The following is a 14,171-nucleotide window of genomic DNA, read 5'->3' on the forward strand; positions in this document are numbered from 1 at the left end:
GGTGGGCGTTTTGAAGGGATAGAGCCATGACAAATCACAAGCACCCCCAGGAAGAAGAGGAATCTCTGTCGATGGACAAGCTCGAACAGGCCTTTCTCGACAAAGTCGATTGGCTGCATGTTCAGGAGACAGTAAAACTGCTGCTGCTTTCTATGGCGCAGATTGAATTGACCCTCACCGATGGCGACTACAATGTCACCGGCCTTGGGCAGCAATTTACCGACATGGCGTCGCATCTTCGGCAGGTGAATCTGCATCTGGCCAATCAGCCCGACACCCCCAAAGACATCATCAAACACGGCATTATGCTCGAAACCGAAATTGATAAGGGTGTGGTGGCATTTCAGTTTTACGACCGCCTGAGTCAGCGCTTACAGCACGTGGTTACCGGGCTTGCGCTAACTGAAGAGCTGCTGTGCGATGAGCACAAACGCCTCGATGGTGAGGAATGGCTCAAAATCCAAAAGCAGATTAAATCCACATACTCACTTGATTGCGAACGTAAAATGTTTGATCTTGTGCTCCAGGGAATGCCTCTTCACCAAGCCTTGGCGCTGTATCGGGATGAACATCTTTACCGTAAAGACGATATCGAACTCTTTTAAATACCTGCTGCTGGCATGGTCGCTGCTGCTGCCTGCGGCGGCGACAGAGATGCCCTTTGCCGACTGGTGCCACGCCCTTGCGGGCAACTGGCAGGGCAGCGGCGCCCGCAGCGGCGAACTTCCCAAAGCCATTACCACCCAAGCCATCTGCAGCGCCGATGGCGCGCAGCTGATTATCAGTGTCAGTCAGGGCGTGCGTTATGCCAGCAGCGAAACCTGGTGGTTTCGCCGTCAGGGCGACAAGGTAATGCTGACCTTTTTTGATGGCGTGACCGAAGACAAGGGCCGCGAGTTCAGTCTGTATCGCCGTGGCGACAGCTATTCGCTGCTCGGTGAGGGCGTGATAACCGACAGACCTGCCCTTATCCAATTGCTGTTTGAGCCCAAAGACGGCGGCTGGCAATGGCTGCAGCAGTCACAGTTTTTGGACGACGAAGTCGAGCGTTATCAGCTTTATCGGGGCATGTCGCTGCTGCCGCTGAATGGCGGCGGATAATCCTCCTCAGCGGGCGCCGGCAAAGCCCTGCTGGCGCCAGGCTTCGTAGCTGATAATGGCTACCGCGTTGGATAGATTCAGGCTGCGGCTCGATTCCACCATGGGAATACGCAGGCGCTGCTCGGTCGGCACCGAGTTGATAATCTCCATCGGCAATCCACGGCTCTCGGGGCCAAACAAAAGCACGTCATCGGGGGCAAATTCAAGCTCAGTATGGGGGCGGCTGCCCTTGGTGGTGCAGGCGAGAATGCGCCGTCCAGCCATGGCTTCAAGAAAGCTCGGGTAGTCTTTATGGCGGGTCACACGGGTCATATCGCTGTAATCCAGCCCGGCGCGGCGCAGCTTTTTCTCTTCCAAATCAAACCCCAGCGGCTCAATCAGGTGCAGTTCGCAGCCATTGTTGGCGCACAGGCGAATAATATTGCCCGTGTTGGGGGCGATTTCGGGTTCATAGAGGGCGATATGGAACATAAAGCGCTTGTGGTTGTCCAAAAGAGCGACGAGTATAGCAAAACTCGGATTAATCAATCATTAGAATGGATTTTGATAATGAAAGCTCCCCTGTTGTTATTGGTGGTTCTGCTTCAAGGATGTAGCTCTGCGGGCTGGGTAGATCTGCCCAAAAGCTATGAGGATGAAAGAGATGGCAAGGCATCGGCCGCCGAGATTGCGGTGAATGTGCCCCGCGCCGTTGCCGGTGCCGATCCCTGTAAAAACGGCCACCCTGATGATATCGCCAAGTGCCGCGCCGAACGTCAGGCCGAGACCGATGCGCTGAACGAGAGTATTCGTAACCGCACCCAAAAGTAAGTTCTCTGGTGCGTCAAATTAAGCGAGGCGGTAAAGTGACAATCACTTTTCCGCCTCTTGTTTTTTGTGCTCAGCCGCCGCTTAAATTTTAAGATGCTTCGACAGCGGAAGGTCGCGGTAGCGCTTGCCGCCAGCGGCCACAATGGCGTTGGCAAGGGCCGGGGCGACCGGCGGCACGCCCGGTTCACCCACACCGCCCGGTACTGCGCTGGAGGCGATGATCTCAGTCGCAATGGGCGGACACTGCGGCAGCCTGAGCAGCGGGTAGTCGTGGAAGTTTGATTGGGTCACTGCGCCCTTATCGAAATCGATTTCACCAAAGAGTGCGAGGCTTAAGCCAAACATCACCGCGCCTTCCATCTGCGCGGCGACCCGGTCGGGGTTGACCACAGTGCCGGCGTCCATCAGCGCGATGGCATCCACCACAGTAAGCTTGTCACCGTCTAGCCGCACCTTGATGGCCACGGCGGCATAGGCAACAAAACTGCGGTGAATCGCAAAGCCCCAACCTTCGTTTTTACCCGCTGGTTTTTGTGCCATCAAGGCCTCGGCGCGGTCAATCAGCTTAAGGTAGCGGCCCACATCCACCGGATGACGGCTCTGATCTTCACCATAGTTGCCATATTCAAAGCCTTGATTGGCAAAGTTTTCAACCCGCGCCTTGCCGAGCAGTTCCCGCCACTGGGCGGTGCAGGATTTACCGTTGGCAATGGCGAGCTCATCCACAAAACTGCCGACGCCAAAGCCGTGCTGAATGTTGCTCACCGACCTTAACCAGCCGATGCGGGTATGGCTTTCGGCCTTGACGGCTTCGCAGCGCACCGCGCTGATATCCCAGGGAATATCGGTAAAGCCCAGGTCCAGCTCAAACGGCTGCGGGGTATCCACGGAACTGTCGAAGGTGCTGCCGATGGAGGGGAAGGCGGAGCGCGACAATATCGCCTGCACCTTGCCTTTATCATCGATGCATGCCTGATAGTACTGGGCGCTGATGGCGTGCAGGTAGCCGTTTCTCAGCTCGTCTTCCCGGCTCCATTGCAGCAGCACAGGTTTGTTGATTTTACTGGAAATAAACGCCACTTCGACACTGAAATCCGGCTTGGATTTCCGGCCGAAACCGCCGCCGAGCAGGGTCACGTTCACCTTGACCTTGCTCTCATCTATCCCAAGCATACCGGCCACATTTTCCTGGGTGCTTTGGGGCGTTTGGGTGCTGGCCCACAGCTCGCAGCCATTTTTATCGACGCTGGCAATCACCGCCGGAGGCTCCATCGGCGCATGGGCAAGGTAAGGCACGGTATAAGTGGCGCTGATAATTTTATCCTGCGGCCAATTTTGTGGCTGGCTGCCAAGCTCCCGGGCGACCTTACCGGGCTCCTGCACCCGTTGTTTGAGGGTGCCTAGGTACGTTTTGCTGTTATGGCTGTCGTTGGCGCTTTTGCTCCAGCTGAGCTTGAGCGCTTTTCGCCCTTCGAGCGCACTCCAGGTATTAGTGGCCACCACGGCAACGCCGCCAAGCGGCTGAAACGCCGGCGCGCCCTTGGGAATTGGCAGGGTGACAATATCCAGCACGCCTGCCACCTTGCGGGCGGCGCTGTCGTCGATGGACTCAAGTGCACTGCCAAACACAGGCGGACGGGCAATCACCGCGTACACCAAGCCTTCGGGGCGGTTGTCGGCGCCATAAATAGCGCGGCCGCCGAGCATATCGTCCATATCGACTATGGTGTGGCCCTTGCCGATTTGGGTGAATTGGTCAGGGGTTTTGAGGGTGAGGGTTTTTGCGTCCGGCAGCGGCAGTTTGGCGGCGGCCATGGCGAGTTCACCATAGCTTAAGCGCTTGTCGCCGCCTTTGTGATGCACCGCGTGGGCCTTGGCATAGACCTCAGTCACTGGCACCTGCCAGCGCTCGGCCGCGGCTTGCTCCAGCATCTGTCTTGCCATCGCGCCCATCTCGCGCATCTTGTCATAATCCTTGCGGATACTGCGGCTGCCGTCGGTGTTCTGGCTGCCGTAGCGCTTGTCGGCAAGGCCCTGCATCACCACCACTTTGTCCCAGTCGGCTTCGAGTTCGTCGGCCAGCACCTGCGGAATGCCGGTGCGTATGCCCTGGCCCATTTCCGAGCGGTGGCAGGTGAGGTAAACCTTGTTGTCTTCACCAATGGCGACAAAAAGATTGAGGCGCTGCTCTTCGCCAAAGGCGGCGGTTTGCGCGGCGAGCATGGGGCTCCAGCCGAGGCCTGAGGCGCCCAGCATCAGCGCGCCGCCCGAGGCGCCAAAGAGTTTGAGCACATCGCGGCGGCTGAAGTTTTCAACGGCGGTAAACTTGCTCATGACTTGGCCTCCTGCTTGCCCTGATAGTCCTTGATGGCGGCGCGGATGCGGGTGTAGGTGCCGCAGCGGCAAATGTTGCCCGCCATGGCTTCATCAATCTGGCTGTCGCTGGGCGCGGGATGCTTGCTCACCAGTGCTGCCGCCGACATAAGCTGGCCCGCCTGACAAAAACCGCACTGGGGCACCTTGTGGCGGCGCCAACTGTCTTTAAGCTTGTCGTCTGCAAGGCCTTCGATGGTGGTCACTGACTTGCCTTCGAGGCTTTGGATGCTGGTGAGGCAGGCGCGCATTGGCTCGCCGTCAACATGTACTGTGCAGGCACCGCAAAGCCCCGCGCCACAGCCATATTTGGTGCCGGTTAAGCCCATCAGATCCCTAAGTGCCCACAACAGTGGCATCCTGGGGTCGGCGTCCAGCGTAAACAAACGGCCGTTGATTTTAAGTGATGTCATGGGTCACTCGCTCCTTGTGCTCACAAAGCGCCCGAAATCGGCGCGGGTGTCTATATCGATGCTGGCGCCGGGCAGCGCCATCCATCCCAGTTGTTGTTGTTTTTGCAATGATTTCAAAAGCCCCTTGGCACCTTTGTCGCCGCTGAGGCGAGCCAGCTCACCAAAGTCGGCGCGATTGAAAATGGCCGGTGCGCCGGGGGCATCCAGATACCAGGCGGCGGTGGTTTTGCCCGACTCCTGCCAGCTTTGAATAAGGGATTCATAGTCTTGCGTGCAGAGCAGCGCATGATCCGCAAGCGCAAGCAGCAGGGCGTCGGCATCTGTGCTCTGCGCTGCGCTCGCGGCGGCGGCAATGCTGTGGCCAAGCCCCAGATGCCAATCGGGCGAAGGAATAATGGCGGTGCCTTTGGGCAGCAGCGGTTTTAAGGTGTCTGCATGGCCGCCAAGGCAAACCCTTAGCGGCAGAAGTTGGGTGTCGCAGCTGCCGCGCACTTTACTTAACGCATCGACACTGCGCCCAAGCAAGGTGTTGCCGCCCGGCAGCGGCATGGCGAGCTTAACCCCTTCGAAGCGGCGCGAGCCGCCTGCGGCCAGGAGCACGGGCAAGAGTTTCATTTAAGACCTCCGCTGCCGGGCATGAGAGCGGACGGCGTGAGCCTGCCATGCAGGCTTGCCTGGCAGGCGGCAAGGATAGACAGAGCTATGTCGGCGGGCAGCTCGCCGCCTAAATCGATTCCGGCTGGGCTTGCCGGTGGGCAGTAAAAATCGTCCCAACCCATACCGGTTGTGTTTAGCAGCTTCTCGCCCCGGTGACGCGGCCCAAGCAGTGCCAGATACTTAAGCGGCAATTGGCCAAGTTTGGGCAGAATGGCTGCATCGAGCTCGAGGCTGTGGTGCATTACCACCGCCATGTCGATGCTGGCAAGAAAGTCAGGCGTAAGCGTATCGGCCGGGGTTTTGATAAGCTCGCAGCCGTCAAAGTCGCAGGGGCGGGCATAGCTGGTGCGCGGGTCGACAATGGAGATTCGCCACTCAAGCTGGCGCGCCATGTGCGCCAGCGGCCGGGCATCCATGCCACCACCGAAAATCGCCAGATGTGGCCTCGGGCGCACCGGCACCACCAGCAGCTCAGATTGCTGACTGCCGCTTTGCGAATTGGGCGCAAAACGGCCGGGTCGGCTGAAATCAGCGGCAGGAAAGGGCGCTTCGGACTCAAGATAAAAATGAGCTGAGATGCTATCGGCAGCTGCGCGGTTTTGCGGCAGCTCCAGGCACCAAAAGCCGGGCTTGCCGCTGGCGATAGCCTCTGCCATGGCAGCAAACTGCAGGCGCTGATTGGCTGCAGTTAATGGCAGCAGCAGAATATCTACCAGGCCGCCGCAGCCTAAGCGGTAGCTGGCGTCGGTTTCGTCTCTGGCATCGTAGCGGCCATGCACGGCGCAGCCTTCGGCGAGCGCCTTTTGCGCCTGACGGCGAAGGTCAGCCTCAAGGCAGCCGCCGCTTAACATACCAAGGCTTGGTCCGGAGGGGTGAAACAGCATCATGGCGCCGGATTTGCGGTAGGCGCTGCCTTCTACCGAGGCTATCACCGCCAGCACCCAGTCGGCGCTGTCATCGCGCCGCCACGCATCCAGAAGTGAATCCAAACGGTTGACCATTTTTCCCTGCATCCTGTTGGGCTAAAAAAATAACCTAGCAAATGCGGCTGCAATTCAGAAAGAGCTTAAGTTTTGCCAAATGTTTCGCGAAATGAAAACCCCGGCCGCAGCCGGGGTGAGAGGGCGGGTTAAGATTAGAAGAAGCCGAGCGGATTGGTGTCGAAGCTTACCAGCAGGTTTTTGGTGTTCTGGTAATGGGACAGCATCATCTTGTGGGTTTCACGGCCGATGCCTGACTTTTTATAGCCTCCAAAGGCGGCGTGGGCAGGGTAGGCGTGGTAGCAGTTAATCCACACCCGCCCGGCCTGAATGCCACGACCCATGCGCTGGGCAAGGTTCATGTCGCGGGTCCAGACACCGGCACCGAGGCCATACTGGGTGTCGTTGGCGATGGCCAATGCTTCGGCTTCATCCTTGAAGGTGGTGACAGATACCACGGGGCCAAATATTTCTTCCTGGAACACCCGCATCTTGTTGTGGCCCTTGAGGATGGTTGGCTGGATGTAATAGCCGCCTTTTTCGCGCCCATCCTGCAGGCTGATTTGGCCGCCCATCAGCACCTTGGCGCCTTCGGTGCGGCCGATTTCAAGGTAGCCCAGAATCTTGTCGTATTGCTCACGGGATGCCTGGGCGCCAACCTGAGTGTCGGTGTCGAGCGGATTGCCCTGGCGTATGGTTTTGGCCCGTGCAATCACCTTTTCGATAAAGGCGTCGTAAATGGATTCCTGCACCAGCACCCGGCTTGGGCAGGTGCACACCTCGCCCTGATTGAAGAACGCCAGCAGCAGGCCTTCGACCGCCTTGTCGAGGTAGTTGTCTTCATGATTCATCACGTCGGCAAAGTAGATGTTGGGCGACTTGCCGCCAAGCTCGACAGTGGACGGGATAAGGTTTTCGGCGGCGCATTTGAGAATATGGTTACCCACTTCGGTGGAGCCGGTGAAGGCGAGTTTGGCGATGCGTTTGCTGGTGGCAAGGGCGGCGCCTGCCTCGGTGCCAAAACCATTGACCACGTTGAGTACGCCGGGTGGCAGCAAGTCTTCGATGGTCTCTAGCAGCACCATGATGGACGCCGGAGTTTGTTCGGCAGGTTTGAGCACAATGCAGTTACCCGCCGCCAGCGCCGGGGCGATTTTCCAGGCCGCCATCAGCAGCGGAAAGTTCCAGGGGATGATTTGGCCGACCACGCCCAAAGGCTCGGGGAAATGGTAACTCACGGTATTGGCATCAAGGTCTGCGGCGCTGCCTTCCTGGGCGCGGATACAACCGGCGAAATAACGGAAATGATCGACAAACAGCGGCAGATCGGCGTTCAGGGTTTCGCGCACCGCTTTGCCGTTTTCCCAGGTTTCGACCACGGCGAGGCGCTCGAGATGCTGCTCGACCCGGTCGGCGATTTTCAAAAGCAGATTACTGCGCTCGGTGACCGAGGTTTTGCCCCAGCTGTCTTTGGCGGCATGGGCGGCATCGAGGGCCCGTTCGATGTCGCGGTAGTCAGAGCGGGCGGCCTGACAAAACACCTGTCCATCCACCGGCGAGACGTTATCAAAGTACTCACCGCCCACAGGGGGCACCCATTTGCCGCCGATAAAGTTGTCGTATCTGACCTTGAATGAGGCGATGGCACCTGCGGTGCCCGGAGCGCTGTAGATCATCTGCTTGTCCTTTTTGCGATTGAGAATGTCTTGTTGATGCTGTTGTTGTTGCGACAGTTTTTTTGCCTGCCGCTGGAGGTGCTCTATCGCAAAGGGCGCGCCAGAATTGTTCAACTTGTCGCCACTTCGAGCTAACAGTATGATGAAAATCTTATTTTCGAATATACGCAGCTGCGGGTTGGCCGAGGGATTGGCGTGGCGACCCAGATAGTGCTGTTGCGTCCCGGCACAGTTGTTGTCTGGCTTGTGCCGAAACGGAACACAGGAGCACACAGATGAAATCTGCTATTCAGCCCTGGCTTGCCGATTCGTGGCGGCGCAGTGAAGGCGCCGGTCTTTGCGAAGCACGTCCCGGCTATGAGCTGAAACTGAGTCCGGTCGAGCTGGAAGAGCGCTGTGAGCGTCATCGGCAGCTTATCGCACTGGTTGAATCCGAAGCCCTGCCGCTGTTTACCCGTCTGATGGCCCACACCGAAAGCCGGCTGATTTTGTCTGATGCCGAGGGTTTTGTGCTGCGCCACTGGGGGCTGTCACGCTATTCCGACCGGCTCGCCAATGTGGCGCTGGACTGCGGCGTGAATTGGCTGGAAGAGCACAAGGGCACAAATGCCATAGGCACCGCGCTCAAGGCCAAAGAAGCCTTGTCGGTGGTGGGCGAGCAGCATTTTTGCCGTCCGCACCGCTTTATGAGCTGTACCGCCAGCCCGATTTTTTCGCCATCCGGCGAGCTGATTGGCGCGCTCGATATCACCTCCGAGCGGCTCAGGCACAACCAACAAACCTTATTGCTTATCTCCAGTTTGGCGCAGCAGGTGGAAACCGCACTCTTGTGCGCGCTGCCGGGCGGCCGTTTTCGGGTGGATGTGGCGGCGAGCCGCCAGCTATTGTGCTCCGGCTGGCAGGGCATTTTGATTGCCGATGATGATGGTCGGCTGCTTGGGCTTAACCCGATGGCGCGCCAGTATCTTGGGGCGGCAGCACCCGGCATGAAAGTGGGCGAGCTGTTGGGTGACGACTGGCAGGCGCAGCAGGCGCTTTGCTCCCGTGGTGAGCTGCATCTGTCAACCTGTGCAATCGGCACGATTACGCCGTCGCAAGCCGCTAAAAGCACAAATGCAGCCAGAGCGCCTGATGCCTCTAAAGCCTCGAATTCCCCTAAAACCCAAAGTGTCACCAGCACCTGGGGCGCGCATGGCATCAAGCCGTTGCACTTTCACGATCCGCAGCTCGAATCTGCCTGGCAGCAGGCGCGTAAGGTGATAAGCCGCAAGATCCCGCTGTTGGTGCAGGGCGAAACCGGCGTCGGTAAAGAGCACTTTGTGCGCCAGTTGTTTCAGGAAAGCCGCCTCAGCGGCGAGTTGGTGGCGGTCAACTGTGCCGCCTTGCCCGCCGAACTGATTGAAGCGGAACTCTTTGGCTATCAGGGCGGCGCCTTTACCGGTGCGGCGCGCCAGGGACACCTTGGCAAGGTGCGTCAGGCCGATGGCGGCTTTTTGTTTTTGGATGAAATCGGTGAGCTGCCATTGGCGGCTCAGGGCAGATTGCTACGGGTGCTGCAGGAGCGGGAAGTCACCCCAGTAGGCGGCCTAAAAAGCCACAGGGTGGATATTCAGGTGGTGGCGGCAACCCATATGGATTTGGCACACATGGTGCGCGATGGCCGCTTTCGTGAAGACTTGTATTTTCGCCTCAACGGCTTGCAGGTGGGCCTGCCGCCGCTAAGGCAGCGCGCCGACAGGTCGCGGCTCATTCACAAATTGCACCGGCAGTACCGGCTGAATGCCCCCGGGGATGAGCAGCAGCTGTGTCCGCAGCTTTTGAGCTTGCTTGAGGCTTATGGCTGGCCCGGCAATTTGCGCGAGCTGGATAATCTGATGCAGGTGGCCTGTCTGATGGCAGAAGGCGAGCGCGAGCTTGGTCTGACGCACCTGAGTGACGCGCACCGGCGGGCGCTGATGCAGGCCTGTGCGGTGCAATCAGCTTCTGAGCCGAGCCTTAAGGCCGGGCTTGATGGCCGTATTCAGGCAACGCTCGCCGAGTGCGACGGCAATATCAGTGAAGCGGCCCGCCGCCTTGGGGTAAGCCGCAACCTGATTTACCGCAGCCTTAAGCGCACGGTCAGCTAACGGAGCGCCGCTTGCAAAAATGGCAAGTCACTCACGCGGCAAACAAATGGTCACACACAGGCCGCCGCCGGTCTGGTTGCTGGCGCTGATGCTGCCACCCTGGGTCTCAATCGCCGCTGCTGTGATGGCAAGCCCTAAACCCCAGCCGCCGCTTTCGCGCTCGCGGGACTTATCGGTGCGATAAAAAGGCCTGAAGATGGCTTCAAGCTCGGCCTCATCGACGCCGGGGCCGTCGTCGCAAATGCGGATTTCCACCGAATCCGGCGTATCGGCGACCTTGAGGCTGAGCGCGCTATTGGCGTAACGGATGGCGTTTCGCAGCAAATTTTCCACCGCACGGGCCAGCAGTTTTGGGCTGTGACTCAGCCTTAAATGGTCGTCCATTTCAATGGTCAGGTGTTTGCCACACTGACTGGCTTCAAATTCGGCATCATCCAGCACCTGCCCCAAACTTTCGGCAAGCTCGCAGTCAATCCTGGCCTCGGTGGCGCCCATGGTCACCCGCGAGAGCGTCAACAGCTCGGCGATGAGCGCATCGAGCTGCCCTGCCTCATGGGCGATGCGACTTAGCTCGTTGCTGTCCTGACCGCGCTTGCGTGCCAGCGCCAGCGCCAGTTGCAGCCGGGTAAGCGGCGTGCGCAGCTCATGGCTGATATCGCCCATCAGTCGTTGCTGATTATTCACTTGCAGTTCAATAGCCTCGGCCATGGCGTTAAAGGCATGACCCAATTGCCCCAGCTCATCGCGCCGGTTAAGCGTCGCGGCATCGACCCGGCTGCCAAGGTGGCCCCGCGCAAGCGCATCGGCGCTTTGCTTGAGCATCTTGAGCGGCCGGCCAAGGTGCCAGGCAAGCAGGCCGCACAACAGCCCCGACACCAGCACCGCCAGGCCTAAGGTCAGCAGTTTGTGCTCGATAAAAAACAGGAACAGCGGCCTTGGGTGATGGCCGGGCAGGCGGCCGTAAATCCGATATTCTTCATGGCCTACGCGGAACTTGTAAGGGCCGAACACGGCTTCATCTTCAAACTGTTGCAGAATAGGGCGCTCGGCTTCTTCGGCCAGCAGGATGAATTTGCGCAGGGTGCGCGGCGCCCGGCCACCGAGAATACGGCCATCGTCGTTGGCGATAAAAAGCCGCATTGGCCGGTCGCTCTGGCGGGCGCGCTCGAAGCGGCGCAGGTGCTCGGGTTCGAGTAATTTCGGGTCTTTGACAATGGCGTCGGCGGCGGTGCTCAGCACCGTGATAAGCTCCGGCGGCACTGCGGCTTGCTCCTGACGTTTTTGCAGCAGTGGCAGGCTGCCTACGGCAACCAACACCAGCGAGCTGCACAGCCAAAAGCCGAGCAGCAACTTGATAAAGAGTCGATTTGGCAGGCTGGTGGTATTCATGTGAGCCAGATGTACCCCTTGCCACGAATGGTTTTGACCCGGGGGCGGCCGTCGCTGCGCTCAGGCAGTTTTTTACGCAGGTTTGACAGGTGCATGTCGAGGCTGCGATCGAAGGGCATCAGGCGCTTGCCGAGCACGGTTTCGCTCAAACTGTCTTTGCTGACGAGTTCACCCGCCTTGCCCGCCAGTTGCAGCAGCAGCGCAAATTCGGTGCCGGTCAGGCTTATCAGCTGCTCGTTGCACCAGGCTTCCTGACGGCTGGGGTCGAGGCGCAAATCGCCAAGATTCACCATGTCGCCGGGTGCCGATGGGCTGGCGGCAAGCTGGCTGCGGCGCAAAATGGCGCGGATGCGGGCAATCAGCTCGCGATCGTTAAATGGCTTGGGCAGATAGTCGTCGGCACCGATTTCGAGCCCGACCACGCGGTCTATGTCATCGCCGCGCGCGGTCAGCATCAGTACCGGGGTTTGTTTGCTGGTGCGCAGGTTTTTAAGTACCTCAAAACCGTTCATTTTCGGCAGCATTACGTCGAGCAGAATCAAATCAAACTCGCCCTGTTTGGCTTTGGCAAGGCCGTCGACGCCATCGTGGGCCAGCGTCAGGCGAAAGCCTTCGAGCTCCAGCAATTCTTTGAGTAATTCCGACAGACCCGGGTCGTCATCGACCAACAGCAAATGATTCATGCAACCTCCAGCTTAACTTTCCCCAGTATACCCGCGCGCGCGTCAAGCTGAGGCATGGCTTTGTAAGTCTGTGTAAAGATGGGCCTTAGCTCGATCTTTACACTTTTTTACCCGCCTTGCATCCTCCTTGACGTTGACATCTCTACACTGGAAAACGTCGAAACAGCGAGTTCCCATTTTTCACAGCGAGGTGAGTTATGAACAAATTTACACAACGTGGTTTGATTGCCCTGATGGTGTCCGGCGCCCTGTTCAGTGGCGTTGCCAGTGCCCAATCCCATGATGAAGGTCGCCATGGCGGGCGTCACGACGGCGGCCCCATGATGATGGAAAACATGCGCCACATGTTTAAAGACTTAAACCTGAGCGACGAGCAAAAAGTGCAGCTGCGTGAGCTGATGAAGGCTCATAAAGATGCCCGCAAAGCCGAGCGTGATGCCGATGGCGCTGAGCGTGACGCCAGCCGCGCCGCCCACCACGAAAAAATGCAGGCACTGATGAATGCGCCGACCTTTGATGAGGCTGCCGCCAAGGCGCTTATCGCCGAGCGTCAGGCCCGGGGTGAGGAGCGGGCACTGGAAGCGATGAAGCTGCAGCATCAGATGTTCCAGTTGCTGACGCCTGAGCAAAAAACGCAGCTGCAAGCCAAGATGGAGCAGAAGCGTCAGGAGCGTGAAGCCAAGCGTGCCGAGCGCGAAGAGCGCCGCAAAGAGCGGGCAGATGCCCTGTAATGGGGTTATCGCCATGGCAGGCATAGTGCCTGCCAAAGGTTGATTTACATTGGGTTTTCGGGCCACTTGCAGGCGTAAATACGAAAAGTTTGATATAAAAGAACCACCCGTGCCGAGTGGTTCTTTTTTTATGCAAAAGCCTGAGCAATCTGACTCTATCCGTGATGCGCATAGCCGTAATCAGCATAGCCGCGATGCTGAAGGCGGTGCCGTTGCTGAACGCGATTATGCCTTTTGGGTCAAAGCGGCGAGCCGCGCCGCCGTTGCCACGGCGTTTACCCTGATTTTGATTAAACTGGCCGCCTGGCTCTGGTCCGGCTCGGCCAGTATGCTCGCATCCCTTACCGACTCCTTTGCCGATGCGCTTGCCTCCATTATCAATTTTATCGCCATCCGCTATGCGCTGATGCCCGCCGACGATGAGCACAGACATGGTCACGGCAAGGCAGAGCCGCTGGCGTCGCTGGCGCAGTCTGCCTTTATTCTCGGCTCGGCCTTTTTGCTGCTGTTCCATGGCGGCGACAGGCTGCTTAATCCTGAGCCGCTGACCCACGCGGCGGTGGGCATTTGGGTATCGGCCATCGCCATAGTGCTGACCCTGGCGCTGGTGATGCTGCAAAAGCGGGCGCTGGCCGCCACCGGCAGCACTGTGGTCGAGGCCGACTCGCTGCACTATAAATCGGATTTATTCCTTAACGGCGCTGTGCTGCTGGCGCTGGTGCTGGCCCAGTATGGCCTGTGGTGGGCCGATGGCTTGTTTGCGCTCTTGATTGCGCTTTATATCGGGCAGCAGGCGTTTGGTCTTGGGTATCGCTCAATTCAGTCGCTGCTCGACCGAGAGCTGGACGAGCCGACCCGTGAGGCGATAGTGACACTCGCCACAGAAGATAAGCGGGTGCGCGGCGTGCACGACCTCAAGACCCGCCAGGCAGGCCAGACCATTTTTATCCAGCTGCATCTGGAGCTTGATGGCACCTTGCCGCTTCGGGATGCGCACACCCTGTCGGATGCCACCGCGGCCCGTATTCGCGCCGCCTTCCCTGAGTCGCAAATCATCATTCACCAGGACCCGGTATAGGCTTGAAAAAGGGGCGACCAAGCACAGCGCACGCAGCGCTATCGCTGCCCCCCCACCTTAGACGGCAAGGCTTGCGGCCATCCTGAGCCTCAAGTGGTAAACAGTTGATACATTCAGCCATTGTTCAGTGTGATTGGCACATAGTGCTCGGGTC

The 14,171-nt window shown here is 58.7% G+C and carries 14 protein-coding genes; 6 read left to right on the plus strand and 8 right to left on the minus strand.

Going from position 1 to position 14,171, the window contains the following annotated elements; genetic code table 11:
- Positions 1-26 precede the first annotated feature (26 nt).
- Together KJI95_RS12000 and KJI95_RS12005 are read left to right on the plus strand one after the other, a co-directional pair.
- On the plus strand, positions 27-605 hold the full coding sequence (locus tag KJI95_RS12000; protein WP_214507446.1) for a hypothetical protein: 579 nt from the start codon (positions 27-29) through the stop codon (positions 603-605).
- Positions 565-1,101, plus strand: a complete 537-nt coding sequence (locus KJI95_RS12005; protein ID WP_250885794.1) for a hypothetical protein — start codon at positions 565-567, stop codon at positions 1,099-1,101. The genes KJI95_RS12000 and KJI95_RS12005 overlap by 41 nt, the downstream gene beginning before the upstream one ends.
- A 6-nt stretch (positions 1,102-1,107) precedes the next feature.
- On the opposite strand, the gene trmL is transcribed toward KJI95_RS12005, so the two are convergent.
- Positions 1,108-1,572, minus strand: coding sequence for a tRNA (uridine(34)/cytosine(34)/5-carboxymethylaminomethyluridine(34)-2'-O)-methyltransferase TrmL (trmL, locus tag KJI95_RS12010; protein WP_214507447.1), 465 nt, complete (start codon positions 1,570-1,572; stop codon positions 1,108-1,110).
- A gap of 78 nt (positions 1,573-1,650) precedes the next feature.
- Between trmL and KJI95_RS12015 the strand changes: the two genes are divergently transcribed.
- Positions 1,651-1,911, plus strand: a complete 261-nt coding sequence (locus KJI95_RS12015; RefSeq protein WP_214507448.1) for a hypothetical protein — start codon at positions 1,651-1,653, stop codon at positions 1,909-1,911.
- Between the two features lie 81 nt (positions 1,912-1,992).
- Here KJI95_RS12015 and KJI95_RS12020 read toward each other — a convergent pair whose 3' ends face one another.
- The 5 genes from KJI95_RS12020 to exaC form a co-directional block, all read right to left on the minus strand.
- Positions 1,993-4,245, minus strand: coding sequence for a xanthine dehydrogenase family protein molybdopterin-binding subunit (locus KJI95_RS12020; RefSeq protein ID WP_214507449.1), 2,253 nt, complete (start codon positions 4,243-4,245; stop codon positions 1,993-1,995).
- Entirely contained in the window at positions 4,242-4,697 is a 456-nt protein-coding gene (locus KJI95_RS12025) for a (2Fe-2S)-binding protein (RefSeq protein ID WP_214507450.1), read from the minus strand. Before KJI95_RS12025 ends, KJI95_RS12020 begins: the two co-directional genes overlap by 4 nt.
- A gap of 3 nt (positions 4,698-4,700) precedes the next feature.
- Positions 4,701-5,312 (minus strand): NTP transferase domain-containing protein, encoded by a 612-nt coding sequence (locus KJI95_RS12030; RefSeq protein ID WP_214507451.1) that lies wholly within the window; start codon positions 5,310-5,312, stop codon positions 4,701-4,703.
- Positions 5,309-6,355 (minus strand): XdhC family protein, encoded by a 1,047-nt coding sequence (locus tag KJI95_RS12035; RefSeq protein ID WP_214507452.1) that lies wholly within the window; start codon positions 6,353-6,355, stop codon positions 5,309-5,311. The genes KJI95_RS12030 and KJI95_RS12035 overlap by 4 nt, the downstream gene beginning before the upstream one ends.
- A 134-nt stretch (positions 6,356-6,489) precedes the next feature.
- Positions 6,490-8,010, minus strand: coding sequence for an acetaldehyde dehydrogenase ExaC (exaC, locus tag KJI95_RS12040; RefSeq protein WP_214507453.1), 1,521 nt, complete (start codon positions 8,008-8,010; stop codon positions 6,490-6,492).
- A 275-nt stretch (positions 8,011-8,285) separates the two neighbouring features.
- Here exaC and KJI95_RS12045 point away from each other — a divergent pair, with 275 nt between their 5' ends.
- Positions 8,286-10,136 carry a sigma-54-dependent Fis family transcriptional regulator gene (locus tag KJI95_RS12045; protein ID WP_214507454.1) on the plus strand — a complete coding sequence of 617 codons (1,851 nt, stop codon included), beginning with the start codon at positions 8,286-8,288 and terminating at the stop codon, positions 10,134-10,136.
- 27 nt (positions 10,137-10,163) lie between these two features.
- On the opposite strand, the gene KJI95_RS12050 is transcribed toward KJI95_RS12045, so the two are convergent.
- Both KJI95_RS12050 and KJI95_RS12055 read right to left on the minus strand, forming a co-directional pair.
- Positions 10,164-11,525, minus strand: a complete 1,362-nt coding sequence (locus KJI95_RS12050) for an ATP-binding protein (RefSeq protein ID WP_214507455.1) — start codon at positions 11,523-11,525, stop codon at positions 10,164-10,166.
- On the minus strand, positions 11,522-12,208 hold the full coding sequence (locus KJI95_RS12055) for a response regulator (RefSeq protein ID WP_214507456.1): 687 nt from the start codon (positions 12,206-12,208) through the stop codon (positions 11,522-11,524). Before KJI95_RS12055 ends, KJI95_RS12050 begins: the two co-directional genes overlap by 4 nt.
- Positions 12,209-12,405: 197 nt before the next feature.
- On the opposite strand from KJI95_RS12055, the gene KJI95_RS12060 reads away from it, so the two are divergent.
- Together KJI95_RS12060 and fieF are read left to right on the plus strand one after the other, a co-directional pair.
- A complete protein-coding gene (locus tag KJI95_RS12060; RefSeq protein WP_214507457.1) occupies positions 12,406-12,939 on the plus strand; it encodes a Spy/CpxP family protein refolding chaperone in 534 nt (177 codons plus the stop codon).
- Between the two features lie 109 nt (positions 12,940-13,048).
- The gene (fieF, locus tag KJI95_RS12065) at positions 13,049-14,017 is read left to right on the plus strand and encodes a cation efflux pump FieF (RefSeq protein ID WP_349356733.1); all 969 of its coding nucleotides are present in this window, start codon (positions 13,049-13,051) and stop codon (positions 14,015-14,017) included.
- Positions 14,018-14,171 lie beyond the last annotated feature (154 nt).

It is taken from the genome of Shewanella jiangmenensis, assembly GCF_018596335.1.
GTDB classification, from domain to species: Bacteria; Pseudomonadota; Gammaproteobacteria; order Enterobacterales; family Shewanellaceae; genus Shewanella; species Shewanella jiangmenensis.

Coding starts and splice junctions, on each gene's coding strand:
- KJI95_RS12000 (WP_214507446.1), top strand. CDS start 27: ATGACAAATCACAAGCACCCCCAGGAAGAAGAGGAATCTCTGTCGATG.
- KJI95_RS12005 (WP_250885794.1), top strand. CDS start 565: ATGAACATCTTTACCGTAAAGACGATATCGAACTCTTTTAAATACCTG.
- trmL (WP_214507447.1), bottom strand. CDS start 1,572: ATGTTCCATATCGCCCTCTATGAACCCGAAATCGCCCCCAACACGGGC.
- KJI95_RS12015 (WP_214507448.1), top strand. CDS start 1,651: ATGAAAGCTCCCCTGTTGTTATTGGTGGTTCTGCTTCAAGGATGTAGC.
- KJI95_RS12020 (WP_214507449.1), bottom strand. CDS start 4,245: ATGAGCAAGTTTACCGCCGTTGAAAACTTCAGCCGCCGCGATGTGCTC.
- KJI95_RS12025 (WP_214507450.1), bottom strand. CDS start 4,697: ATGACATCACTTAAAATCAACGGCCGTTTGTTTACGCTGGACGCCGAC.
- KJI95_RS12030 (WP_214507451.1), bottom strand. CDS start 5,312: ATGAAACTCTTGCCCGTGCTCCTGGCCGCAGGCGGCTCGCGCCGCTTC.
- KJI95_RS12035 (WP_214507452.1), bottom strand. CDS start 6,355: ATGGTCAACCGTTTGGATTCACTTCTGGATGCGTGGCGGCGCGATGAC.
- exaC (WP_214507453.1), bottom strand. CDS start 8,010: ATGATCTACAGCGCTCCGGGCACCGCAGGTGCCATCGCCTCATTCAAG.
- KJI95_RS12045 (WP_214507454.1), top strand. CDS start 8,286: ATGAAATCTGCTATTCAGCCCTGGCTTGCCGATTCGTGGCGGCGCAGT.
- KJI95_RS12050 (WP_214507455.1), bottom strand. CDS start 11,525: ATGAATACCACCAGCCTGCCAAATCGACTCTTTATCAAGTTGCTGCTC.
- KJI95_RS12055 (WP_214507456.1), bottom strand. CDS start 12,208: ATGAATCATTTGCTGTTGGTCGATGACGACCCGGGTCTGTCGGAATTA.
- KJI95_RS12060 (WP_214507457.1), top strand. CDS start 12,406: ATGAACAAATTTACACAACGTGGTTTGATTGCCCTGATGGTGTCCGGC.